This window comes from Thalassospira sp. ER-Se-21-Dark (genome assembly GCF_017922435.1).
GTDB lineage: Bacteria > Pseudomonadota > Alphaproteobacteria > Rhodospirillales > Thalassospiraceae > Thalassospira.
The window spans coordinates 228,554-240,925 of the sequence record NZ_VDEZ01000006.1 but is presented as its reverse complement, the minus strand read 5'-3'; the positions used below and the strand labels follow the sequence as shown (position 1 = coordinate 240,925).

The following is a 12,372-nucleotide window of genomic DNA, read 5'->3' as shown; positions in this document are numbered from 1 at the left end:
GAGATGTTTGACATTGTGAATAGGGAATATGAAGAGAACGGATCTTTCCGTTGTGATTTTTCGCAACGAAAGAACGTGATCGCGAACTAGTTGTGATGTGGTTTTGCAGGTTTTACCCCTGCGCAAGCCGCAGAACAGTTAGCTGAGGGATCTCTCAAGCATAATAAGGGCATCTGGTGGATGCCTTGGCGTCAAGAGGCGATGAAAGACGTGGCACTCTGCGATAAGCTACGGTGAGCCGAGAGCAGGCTTTGACCCGTAGATTTCTGAATGGGGAAACCCCACCCAATAGGGTGATCGTGTTGTGAATACATAGCAGCACGAGGCGAACCCGGTGAACTGAAACATCTCAGTAACCGGAGGAAAGGACATCAACCGAGACTTCGCTAGTAGCGGCGAGCGAACGCGAACCAGGCCAGTGGCTTATGCATAAGAACCGGAACGATCTGGAAAGGTCGGCCATAGTGGGTGATAGCCCCGTACGGGTAGAAATTGCATAAGTCCTCGAGTAGGGCGGGACACGTGAAATCCTGTCTGAACATGGGGGGACCACCCTCCAAGCCTAAGTACTCCTTGACGACCGATAGTGTACCAGTACCGTGAGGGAAAGGTGAAAAGCACCCCGATAAGGGGAGTGAAATAGTTCCTGAAACCGGATGCCTACAAGCAGTTGGAGCCTCTTTATGGGGTGACAGCGTACCTCTTGCATAATGGGTCAGCGAGTTAGTCTTACAAGCAAGCTTAAGCCGATAGGTGTAGGCGCAGCGAAAGCGAGTCTTAATAGGGCGATTGAGTTTGTGGGATTAGACCCGAAACCAGGTGATCTAGCCATGAGCAGGTTGAAGGTGATGTAACAGTCACTGGAGGACCGAACCCACGTCTGTTGAAAAAGACGGGGATGACTTGTGGTTAGGGGTGAAAGGCCAATCAAACCTGGAGATAGCTGGTTCTCCGCGAAATCTATTTAGGTAGAGCGTCAGACGAATACCATCGGGGGTAGAGCACTGAATGGGCTAGGGGGCCTTACCGGCTTACCAAACCTAATCAAACTCCGAATACCGATGAGTACTATCTGGCAGACAGACTACGGGTGCTAAGGTCCGTGGTCGAGAGGGAAACAGCCCAGACCGCCAGTTAAGGTCCCAAAGTTGTGGCTAAGTGGGAAAGGATGTAGGACGGCCAAGACAACCAGGACGTTGGCTTAGAAGCAGCCATCGTTTAAAGAAAGCGTAACAGCTCACTGGTCTAAATAAGCTGTCCCGCGCCGAAGATGTACCGGGGCTCAAGCCACACACCGAAACTGCGGACTTGTTCTTTGAACAAGTGGTAGCGGAGCGTTCCGTAAGCCTGTGAAGGTGTGCCGTAAGGCATGCTGGAGGTATCGGAAGCGAGAATGCTGACATGAGTAGCGATAAAGGGAGTGAGAACCTCCCTCGCCGAAAGCCCAAGGGTTCCTGCGCAAGGCCAATCCGCGCAGGGTGAGTCGGCCCCTAAGACGAGGCAGAAATGCGTAGTCGATGGGAAACAGGTTAATATTCCTGTACCCGTGAGAAGTGACGGCCTCTGGAAGTAGTTTTTCCTTATTGGATTGGAGAAGCTGCCAAGGAGGTCCAGGAAATAACTCTCACATATGGACCGTACCCCAAACCGACACAGGTGGGCAGGTTGAATATACCAAGGCGCTTGAGAGAATGGTGTTGAAGGAACTCGGCAAATTGCCCCCGTAACTTCGGGAGAAGGGGGCCCACCGTGAAGGCAACTTTACGGTGGGGGCACAGACTAGGGGGTGGCGACTGTTTACTAAAAACACAGGGCTCTGCGAAGTCGCAAGACGACGTATAGGGTCTGACGCCTGCCCGGTGCCGGAAGGTTAAGAGGAGATGTGCAAGCATTGAATTGAAGCCCCGGTAAACGGCGGCCGTAACTATAACGGTCCTAAGGTAGCGAAATTCCTTGTCGGGTAAGTTCCGACCTGCACGAATGGCGTAACGACTTCCCCACTGTCTCCAACACCAACTCAGCGAAATTGAATTCTCCGTGAAGATGCGGAGTACCCGCGGTCAGACGGAAAGACCCCGTGCACCTTTACTACAGCTTTGCAGTGGTATCAGGATGTGAATGTGCAGAATAGGTGGGAGGCTTTGAAGCCATGGCGCCAGCCATGGTGGAGCCACCTTTGAGATACCACCCTTTTGCTTCCTGATATCTAACCGAGGTCCGTTATCCGGATCCGGGACCCTGCATGGCGGGTAGTTTGACTGGGGCGGTCGCCTCCCAAAGAGTAACGGAGGCGCGCGATGGTAGGCTCAGGCTGGTCGGACATCAGCTTAAGAGTGCAATGGCAAAAGCCTGCCTGACTGCGAGACTGACAAGTCGAGCAGAGACGAAAGTCGGTCATAGTGATCCGGTGGTCCCGCGTGGAAGGGCCATCGCTCAACGGATAAAAGGTACGCCGGGGATAACAGGCTGATACTCCCCAAGAGTCCACATCGACGGGAGTGTTTGGCACCTCGATGTCGGCTCATCACATCCTGGGGCTGGAGCAGGTCCCAAGGGTTTGGCTGTTCGCCAATTAAAGTGGTACGTGAGCTGGGTTTAGAACGTCGTGAGACAGTTCGGTCCCTATCTGCCGTGGGCGTAGGATACTTGAGAAGAGCTGTCCCTAGTACGAGAGGACCGGGATGGACGCACCTCTGGTGTACCGGTTGTTCCGCCAGGAGCATCGCCGGGTAGCTAAGTGCGGAAGGGATAACCGCTGAAAGCATCTAAGCGGGAAGCCCCCTTCAAGACTAGGTATCCCTATCAGATCCCTGGAAGACCACCAGGTTGATAGGCTGGGTGTGGAAGCGTGGCAACACGTGAAGCTAACCAGTACTAATTGATCGATCGGCTTGATTGATCCCTCTTGCTACTGATCTGCATATGACTTGCGCAGCGGTAAAATCAGCAAGACCAATACGTCACAACAATAAATAGTTCGCATAACATCACGATCTTACAAAGATCTCCGATCTCTTCGCTGTGTTTGGACGGCCCGGTGGCCATAGCGGCCGGGAACCACCTGATCCCATCCCGAACTCAGAAGTGAAACCAGCCTGCGCCGATGGTACTTTGTCTTAAGGCACGGGAGAGTAGGTCACCGCCGGGCCTTCCAAATACAGCAGCATATTCCCTATAAACACACCCAAACATCCAACGCCGCTTCAAACATGAGCGGCGTTATCTGTTTAAAGCCCAGCGCCTAAACAGAATGCACCCACTGACGCGGGGTGGAGCAGCCCGGTAGCTCGTCAGGCTCATAACCTGAAGGTCAGAGGTTCAAATCCTCTCCCCGCAACCATTAAAAAGACCCTGTCACCTCCGGTGGCGGGGTCTTTTTGATTGTAGGTGGGAGCGGTTATTTTGAACCTCTTGTTCAAACCAAGCAAAGCAACGCTTTGCGCAGGTTCAGCGCAGCGCAAAGCGCGTAGCTAAATCCTGCCCCCGCAACCAACATCAAAAAAGCTCGCCCTTGTGGCGGGCTTTTTTAATGTTCGATTGTCGGGTGCATATGGATTGGAACATCGCAAACAGGCCAATGCCTGTTTGCAGGTTCTTTGCGAAGGCCACAGGCCGGAGCTGAGCGAGCAAAGCGAGCGCTAATCCTTCCCCCGCAACCAATAAAAAGACCCTGTCACCTTCGGTGGCAGGGTCTTTTATTACCCGCAGGAACAGTCTTTGAACCTTCGATCTTCCTGCGTTCTGAGCCTTCTCATAACTTGAAGGCTGAAGACGTCAAGAAAACGTGCCAGTGGCACGTTTTTAGTCTGAAGGTCGAGCACGGCGAAACCGCGCTCAGACTGCGCAAGGGGTCGCAAGCTCTCAACTAATCTTTCTTAGCAGTCATAAACATCGGGCCACCCTTATGCCTTGGGAAGCCATAGCCATTGATCATCACGACATCAATGGCATCAGCACTGTTGGCGATGCCCTCAACGAGGATCTTGTCGCCTTCACTGCGCATCGCACCAAGGATGGCATCCATGATTTCCGCGTGGGTGAAGTCGCGGCGCGTGATGCCCTTTTTCTCTGATTCGGCGATCACCAGTGCATCGACCTCCGGATCAGGCTGAGCCTTGCCGTTTTCATCATAACGATACCAGCCAAGACCGTTCTTTTTGCCAAAACGGCCCATCTCACAAAGGTAATCCCCCAAAGCGACATAACGCTCGGACGGATCGCGGAACGGGGCCAAGCGTTTGCGGGTGGCCCAGGAAATCTCAAGGCCAGCCATATCCTGCATGGCAAACAGGCCCATAGGGAAGCCGAATTCCACCATAGCGGCATCAATCTGATGGGGGAGTGCGCCGTCTTCGAGCATGTATTCACAATGCTTGCGGTATGCCGACATGATCCGGTTGCCGATAAAACCATCACAGACACCACATGGGACCGCGATCTTGCCAAGGGCGCGGGCAAACTCGAACGCGGTTGCAAGGCTTTTGGCGTCGACCTTGTCGGTTCGGACAACCTCAAGCAGCTTCATGATATGGGCGGGCGAGAAGAAATGCAGGCCAATCACGCGCCGTGGATTAACGCAGCGCGCGGCAATTTCATTGATGTCGAGATAGGATGTATTGGACGCAAGCACCGCATCGGCCTTGCAATGAAGACCTAGTTTGCCAAAGACATCATGTTTGACCGCCATGTCCTCAAACACGGCCTCGACCACCAGATCGGCATCGGACAAGACAGCGTAATCAATGCTGGTGGAAAGGGAAGCCATCAGAGCATCGAAGCGATCCTGAGTGATCAGGCCACGGTTGAGGCTGCCGGAAAGGTGTTTTTCAACTGTCGCACGGCCATTGGCACAAGCTGTTTCATCGCGTTCGATGATCGTGACATCAAAGCCCGCGAGCAGGGACGCGGTTGCGATGCCAGCCCCCATGATGCCGCCCCCAATCACACCGACCTGACGGATCGGGTTGGGTTCAACACCTTTAAGTTCGGGCAGTTTGGCAACTGAACGTTCGGCAAAGAAGATGTGACGCAGTGCCTTTGACTGATCGCTATCACGCAGTTCGATGAATTTTTCGCGCTCAAAGGCAAGGCCTGCATCAGGGCCGTGTTCGATGCTATTTCGGATGGCCGAAATGGCGGCAAGCGGGGCGACCTGACCACGGGCCTTCTTTTTCGTCGCGGATATTATGTCATCCCATTGCGATGAGCTTGGCGCATCGATGGGATCCCTCGCAAGAAGCGATTCCGGTGTTTCACGATTGAGGATGGTCTTGGCAAAGTCGCGTGCGGCATCGCCCAAGGCGCCGTGGGTAATGGCATCAAGCAAGCCGATCTCATTGGCCTTCGCAGCCGAGACCGGTTTGCCGCTGGTAATCATCGAGATGGCCTCGCTGACCGGGACAAGTCGTGGCAAGCGGACCGTTCCGCCCGCCCCCGGGATCAGGCCGAGGTTGACTTCCGGCAGGCCAAGTTTGGCGGTGCTATCGGCAATGCGATAATGGCAGCCAAGGGCCACTTCCAGTCCGCCACCAAGAGCGTGTCCGTGAATGGCGGCGATGACCGGTTTGGTTGCGGCCTCAATGCGTTTAATCACGTCTGGCAGGATCGGTGCCCTGGGCGGATGGCCAAACTCGCTGACATCGGCGCCGGCGATGAAGGTCTTGCCGTCGCAAATCAATATTGCGGCGCGGATGTCATCATTGGCATCAATCTGATCCAGGGCATCGACGATCCCGCTACGGACAGCGTGGCTGGTCGCGTTAATCGGCGGGTTGTTGACGGTGATAACCGCAATGGTGTTTTCAAGTGTCAGTGTGACGGTCGACATTTTATGCGTCCTCTGCACTGATGGGGGTAAGCAGACAGGCAACGAGATCGGAATCCGGGTCGGCGAGATCCGCAATCACATTGAAATGATGTTTGTCCGGGGCATGCACACTTCGCGTGCGGGCGCCAAGGCCGGTCCAGATATTGGCCAGCAAATCATTCTGGCGAACAAATTCCGGGCGTTCATCCGCTCCGACCCAGCAGGTGATCGAACATGGCAAGGAGGGCTTCAGAAGGGCAGCACTTTCATGTTCGGCTTCGGCCGCGTCCAGTCCGAGGGTATCGTTCATGGAGGTCCGAAGCAGCGGGCGAAGATCATGAAGGCCGGAAATGGAAACCGTGTTTTCAATCCGTGCCAGAACGGAGGACGAAAGCGGTGACGTGTGGCTGACCATGCGGCTAACCAGATGGCCGCCGGCCGAATGTCCCGTGATGTGGATCGGACCGGTAATCTGATCTGCGGCATGGGTGATGGCAGCCCCGATCTGGCGGGTAATGTCAGAAAGGCGCGCATCGGGGGCGAGTGTATAGCTTGGCATGCAGACAGCCCAGCCCCTGGTCACGGCACCATTTGCCAGATGCGACCAACTGGATTTATCAAACGCCTTCCAGTAGCCGCCATGCACGAACACGACCACGCCCTTTGGCGTGCCGGTTGGCAGGAAAAGATCATATTTTTCGCGGGGGACGTTACCATAGGCGATGTCGAGCCGGGCGCGATTGTCGCCACTCAGCTCGTCGCGAAACTTTGCCGACTGGGTCGCCCAAAGTTCCGGATAGGTTGCGGCATCGGCAATGTAATCGCCATTGGCATAAGCATCATCCCAGTCGGTAATCATGGTCGGTTCCCTGAAATTTCGTGCAGCACCTGTCTGGTGCATTCTGGTTATGGATCAAATTCTAGGCAAATCCGTAGATATTTCAAACTTAAAATATTTGTGCTTGAAATAAAATAAAACGAGGCGTACCGTTTTATCAGTTTCCCGAAACAACCAAACAAATCAGGAGGGGAAAAGCTGGTGAGAGTAGCTTGTCTGGGTGGCGGTCCTGCGGGGCTTTATTTTGCAATCTCGATGAAATTGCGCGACCCCGCGCATGAGGTTGTTGTGATTGAACGCAACAAGCCGGATGACACATTTGGCTGGGGCGTGGTGCTGTCTGACGAGACGCTGGACAATCTGGCCGAGAATGACACCAAAAGTGCCGAGGCCATTCGCGCCAACTTTTCCTATTGGGATGATGTCGCGGTTCAGTATCGCGGCGAAAAGACGATTTCCACCGGTCACGGGTTCTGCGGCATTGGTCGCAAAAAGCTTCTGATCCTGTTGCAAGATCGGGCACGCGAACTTGGTGTGGAGCTTCGGTTTGAGACCGAGGCCGAAAGTGCCGCGCATTACGCCAAGGAATTTGATCTTGTCGTTGCCAGTGACGGCCTGAATTCCAGAACCCGCACCGAATTTGCCGAACATTTCCAGCCCGATATCGATACGCGCAAATGCAAGTTCGTCTGGCTGGGTACGCATCAGAAATTCGATGACGCCTTTACCTTCATCTTTGAGGAAACCGACAAGGGTTGGGTTTGGGCGCACGCCTATCAGTTTGATGACGAAACCGCGACCTTCATTGTCGAATGCACGCAAGAAACCTGGGATGCCTATGGTTTTGGCGAGATGTCGAAGGAAGAGTCGATTGCGACTTGCGAGGATATCTTCAAGGATCATCTGGGCGGTCACAATCTGATCAGCAATGCGCACCATATTCGCGGGTCGGCCTGGCTGAGCTTCCCACGCGTTCTGTGCAAAAGCTGGTCACATGAAAACATCGTTCTGATGGGCGATGCGGCGGCAACAGCGCATTTTTCCATCGGGTCAGGAACCAAGCTTGCACTTGAAAGTGCGATTGCGCTGGCGAACTACCTGCATTCCGAAGGTGACCTTAAGTCGGCCTTTGGCAAATATGAGGACGAACGCCGTCTTGAGGTCCTGCGTCTGCAATCGGCTGCGCGCAACTCGATGGAATGGTTCGAGGAAATCGGACGCTATTTCGATTTTGATCCAACCCAGTTTACCTATTCTCTTTTGACCAGATCGCAGCGCATCAGTCACGAAAACCTGCGCCTGCGCGATGCCAAATGGCTTGAAGGTGCGGAAAAATGGTTCCAGACGCAGGCGGGCCTTCCGGAAAGTGCACCGGTTCGCCATCCGATGTTCGTGCCTTATCAGTTGCGCGACATGTCGCTTAAGAACCGCATCGTTGTCTCGCCGATGGCACAGTACAAGGCGGTTGATGGCTGCCCGACCGACTGGCATCTGGTGCATTACGCCGAGCGCGCAAAAGGCGGGGCAGGTTTGGTTTATACCGAAATGACCTGTGTTTCGCCGGAAGGCCGCATCACACCGGGCTGTCCGGGTGCCTATGATGCCAGCCACGAGAAGGCCTGGGCGCGGATTACAGATTTCATTCATGCAGAGACGGATGCCAAGGTCTGCATGCAGATTGGCCATTCCGGGCGCAAGGGTTCGACCCAGCTTGGCTGGGAAGAAATGGACGCACCATTAAAGGATGGCAACTGGCCGCTGATGTCGGCATCTGCCATCGCATGGTCGGACCACAATGCGGTGCCAAAGGCAATGACGCGTGAAGACATGGATATGGTTCGTGATCAGTTTGTTGCGTCTGCCGAAATGGCGGATCGGGCAGGCTTTGACATGATCGAGGTTCATGCCGCGCATGGCTATCTTCTGTCATCCTTTATCAGTCCGGTCAGTAATACCCGCGATGATGAATATGGCGGCTCGCTTGAAAACCGGATGCGCTATCCACTGGAAGTCATTAACGCGGTTCGTGCGGCTTGGCCCAACAACAAGCCAATGTCGGTGCGAATTTCGGCCAATGACTGGGTCGGCGATGGTGGCGTTACGCCAGAAGAAGCGGTCGAGATTGCCAAGATGCTGAAAGCCAATGACGTCGATATCTGTGACGTTTCGGCGGGGCAGACGACGACGGATGCCAAGCCGGTTTATGGTCGCATGTTCCAGACGCCGTTTTCCGACCGTATTCGCAACGAAGCCGGTATTCCGACCATGGCGGTTGGCAATATCTATGAGGCCGATCACGTCAATTCGATCCTGATGGCCGGGCGTGCCGATCTTGTTTGTTTGGCTCGGCCGCATCTGGCCAATCCGTATTGGACGCTGCATCAGGCAGCCAGCCTTGGCAATCGCACCGAAAACTGGCCGGCCCCGTATTATGCCGGGCGTGATCAGATGTGCCGTCTTGCCGAGCGCGCAGAAACCATGACCGGAAAGGTATAAGCACACATGCGCGATCTTGCCGTTCATAACGCATTGATCACCGGTGGCGGTTCCGGTGTCGGGGCCGTGATGGCCCGGATGCTCGCCGATGCCGGGGTGAAGGTTGTAGTATCCGGACGGCGATCAGATGTGCTAGCCGAGGTTGCCGAACATCAAAACATCACTGCCATCGTGGCCGATGTCACCGATGAAACATCAGTGCAAGATATGTTCACAACCATGGTCGATGTGGTTGGCACCCCCGATCTGGTGATCGCCAATGCTGGCATGGCCGAAAGTGCACCGATTGGCAAAACATCGGTCGATCTTTGGCAGCGGACCATGAATGTCAATCTGACCGGTACGTTTTTGACATTCCGCGAAGGATTGGCTGCGATGGACAAGACCAAGCCGGGGCGGCTGATTTCAATCGCCTCGACCGCCGGGCTTAAGGGCTATGCCTATGTCACGGCGTATTGTGCAGCGAAACATGGCGTTGTGGGCATGGTCAAGGGTATGGCGGCAGAGTTGGCCAACAGCCCGATCACGATCAATGCGGTTTGTCCGGGCTTCATGGAAACGCCGATGTTGGCAAAGTCGGTGGAAAACATCGTTGCCAAAACCGGCATGAGCAAGGACGCCGCGCGCGCAAGCCTTGCCAAAATCAATCCGCAAAACCGGTTTATCCAGCCGGAAGAGGTTGCTGAAACCGTCATGTGGCTTTGCAGCCCCAAGGCGGCATCGATAACGGGACAGACGATTTCCGTTTCGGGAGGAGAAGTATGAATATGAACAAATCCGAAGCACTTTCCGAACGGGCAGGAAATGAAACCTCTGATCTGTCGAAGGCACGGTTACGCGCCTGGCTGCAAATCCTGAAGGTGTCGCGCAAGATCGAAGGCGAGCTGCGTGAAAAGATGCGCCTTGAGTTCGGATCAACCTTGCCGCGCTTTGACGTATTGGCCGCCCTTTATCGTGAACGCGATGGCATGCGCATGAGCGAGCTTTCAAAGTCGCTCATGGTATCAAACGGCAATGTCACCGGGATCGTTGATCGTCTGGTGGCAGAGGGATTGGTTGTTCGCATGCCGGTCGAAAATGATCGCCGGGCATCGATTGTCCGCCTGACCCCGGCGGGTGAAAAAGATTTCGCTGAACGTGCGCTGGTACATGAAGGTTGGGTTTCGGACCTGTTTTCCGATTTGTCGTCTGGCGATGCCGATGCCCTGATCCGCATCCTGCGCAACATTTCCCATCATAACGAGGCGCCCCACCATGACTAAGATGGCAAACATCACGCCCAAACATTTCAACTGGCGCATGGAAGGCGACGTTGCGGTCATTTCCCTTGATCGCCCGGATCGCAAGAACCCGCTGACCTTTGAAAGCTATGCCGAGCTTCGCGATACATTCCGCGATCTGGTCTATGCCGATGACGTCAAGGCGGTCGTGTTTGGCTCGAACGGGGGCAATTTCTGCTCTGGCGGGGATGTGCATGACATCATCGGGCCGCTGATCGACAAGGACATGAAGGGCCTTCTGGAATTCACCCGCATGACCGGTGATCTGGTCAAGGCGATCATTGGATGTGGCAAACCGGTAATTGCCGCGGTCGACGGCGTTTGTGTCGGCGCCGGGGCCATCATTGCCATGGCATCTGATCTGCGACTGGCAACGGCGGCATCGAAAACCGCCTTTCTGTTCACCCGTGTTGGTCTTGCAGGATGTGACATGGGGGCATGTGCCATCCTGCCGCGCATCATCGGGCAGGGCCGCGCGGCGGAGCTTCTTTATACCGGCCGATCCATGTCGGCAGAGGAGGGCGAACGTTGGGGCTTTTATAATCGTCTGGTCGAAGCTGACGCGCTTGAGGCCGAAGCGATTGCACTTGCGACCCGTATATCCCAAGGCCCGAACTTTGGTCACATGATGACCAAAACCATGCTGGCCCAGGAATGGAATATGTCGATCGAACAGGCGATCGAGGCCGAAGCACAGGCGCAGGCAATCTGCATGCAGACCGGGGATTTCAATCGCGCCTACAAGGCATTCGTTGCCAAGGAAAAACCGGTGTTCGAGGGCGACTGATGGCAGATAAGACCTATCTTGATTGGCCATTCTTTGAAGACCGCCATCGTGAACTGGCGGCAAAGCTTGATGATTGGGCCGCAAGCAACATAAAGGGCATCAATCACGAAGATGTCGATGCGGCCTGTCGCGATCTTGTGGCACGTCTGGCCAGTGGCGACTGGTTGCGTCATGCCGCGATTGATCCGGCTGACGCGGGATCAAAGCTTGATGTCAGATCGCTTTGCCTGATCCGCGAAACACTGGCGAGTTATGACGGGCTTGCTGATTTTTCATTTGCGATGCAAGGGTTGGGGAGTGGCGCAATCTCCTTGTTCGGAACAAACGACCAGAAAGATAACTGGTTGCCAAAAGTCCGTTCCGGCAAGGCGATTGCCGCCTTTGCACTGACCGAACCGCAATCGGGCTCGGACGTTGCCAATATCGCGCTTGAGGCAAAACGTGATGGTGATGATTTCGTTCTGAACGGTGAAAAGACATGGATTTCAAACGGCGGCATTGCCGATTTCTATTGTGTCTTTGCCCGCACGGGTGAGGCCCCCGGGGCCAAGGGTCTTTCGGCTTTCATCGTTCCGGCGAACGTGCCCGGCTTTGAAATCGCGGAGCGCCTGCACACCATCGCGCCCCATCCGTTGGCACGTTTGAAATTTACAGATTGCCGTATTCCGGCCTCCGCCCTGATGGGCAAGGGTGGGGATGGCTTCAAGATCGCGATGTCGGTTCTGGATGTTTTCCGTTCCACTGTCGCGGCCGCTGCCCTTGGCTTTGCCAGACGGGCGCTTGATGAAACCGTCACCCGCGTTCAGGAACGCGAACTGTTTGGCGCGCCACTTTTTGATTTGCAGATGGTGCAGGGGCATGTTGCGGACATGGCGCTTGATATAGATGCCTCGGCCCTTCTGGTTTATCGCGCTGCCTGGCTTAAGGACAGTGGTGCTGCGCGGGTTAGTCGCGAAGCGGCGATGGCCAAACTTTATTCAACCGATCATGCACAAACCGTCATTGATAAGGCGGTGCAAATTCATGGCGGCGATGGTGTGCGCAGCGGGCACATCGTTGAATCGCTTTACCGGGAAATTCGTGCCCTTCGCATTTATGAAGGCGCATCCGACGTCCAGAAAATAATCATCGCACGGCAAACGCTGGCGTAATAATGGCTGTATCA

7 protein-coding genes, 1 tRNA gene and 2 rRNA genes are annotated in these 12,372 nt (G+C 54.9%); 8 read left to right on the top strand and 2 right to left on the bottom strand.

The window, feature by feature from the left end:
* Positions 1-152: 152 nt before the first annotated feature.
* From FHI25_RS19555 to FHI25_RS19545, 3 genes are all read left to right on the top strand, one after another.
* A 23S ribosomal RNA gene (locus tag FHI25_RS19555) occupies positions 153-2,899 on the top strand.
* Between the two features lie 134 nt (positions 2,900-3,033).
* Positions 3,034-3,148 (top strand): 5S ribosomal RNA (gene rrf / locus FHI25_RS19550).
* A 115-nt stretch (positions 3,149-3,263) separates the two neighbouring features.
* Positions 3,264-3,340 (top strand) — tRNA-Met (locus tag FHI25_RS19545).
* Positions 3,341-3,865: 525 nt separating this feature from the next.
* Here FHI25_RS19545 and FHI25_RS19540 read toward each other — a convergent pair.
* The gene (locus FHI25_RS19540) at positions 3,866-5,827 is read right to left on the bottom strand and encodes a 3-hydroxyacyl-CoA dehydrogenase NAD-binding domain-containing protein (protein WP_210520662.1); all 1,962 of its coding nucleotides are present in this window, start codon (positions 5,825-5,827) and stop codon (positions 3,866-3,868) included.
* Between the two features lies 1 nt (position 5,828).
* Positions 5,829-6,665 carry an alpha/beta hydrolase gene (locus tag FHI25_RS19535; protein WP_210520660.1) on the bottom strand — a complete coding sequence of 279 codons (837 nt, stop codon included), beginning with the start codon at positions 6,663-6,665 and terminating at the stop codon, positions 5,829-5,831.
* Positions 6,666-6,845: 180 nt separating this feature from the next.
* Here FHI25_RS19535 and FHI25_RS19530 point away from each other — a divergent pair, with 180 nt between their 5' ends.
* The 5 genes from FHI25_RS19530 to FHI25_RS19510 are packed head-to-tail and all read left to right on the top strand — an operon-like array spanning position 6,846 to position 12,358.
* Entirely contained in the window at positions 6,846-9,140 is a 2,295-nt protein-coding gene (locus tag FHI25_RS19530; RefSeq protein WP_210520658.1) for a bifunctional salicylyl-CoA 5-hydroxylase/oxidoreductase, read from the top strand.
* Positions 9,141-9,146: 6 nt separating this feature from the next.
* Complete coding sequence (locus FHI25_RS19525) at positions 9,147-9,905, top strand: SDR family oxidoreductase (RefSeq protein WP_210520656.1); 759 nt, start codon at positions 9,147-9,149, stop codon at positions 9,903-9,905.
* Positions 9,902-10,402, top strand: coding sequence for a MarR family transcriptional regulator (locus FHI25_RS19520; RefSeq protein WP_064781979.1), 501 nt, complete (start codon positions 9,902-9,904; stop codon positions 10,400-10,402). Before FHI25_RS19525 ends, FHI25_RS19520 begins: the two co-directional genes overlap by 4 nt.
* On the top strand, positions 10,395-11,207 hold the full coding sequence (locus FHI25_RS19515; protein ID WP_210520655.1) for an enoyl-CoA hydratase family protein: 813 nt from the start codon (positions 10,395-10,397) through the stop codon (positions 11,205-11,207). Before FHI25_RS19520 ends, FHI25_RS19515 begins: the two co-directional genes overlap by 8 nt.
* Positions 11,207-12,358, top strand: coding sequence for an acyl-CoA dehydrogenase family protein (locus tag FHI25_RS19510; protein WP_210520653.1), 1,152 nt, complete (start codon positions 11,207-11,209; stop codon positions 12,356-12,358). The genes FHI25_RS19515 and FHI25_RS19510 overlap by 1 nt, the downstream gene beginning before the upstream one ends.
* Positions 12,359-12,372: the final 14 nt, after the last annotated feature.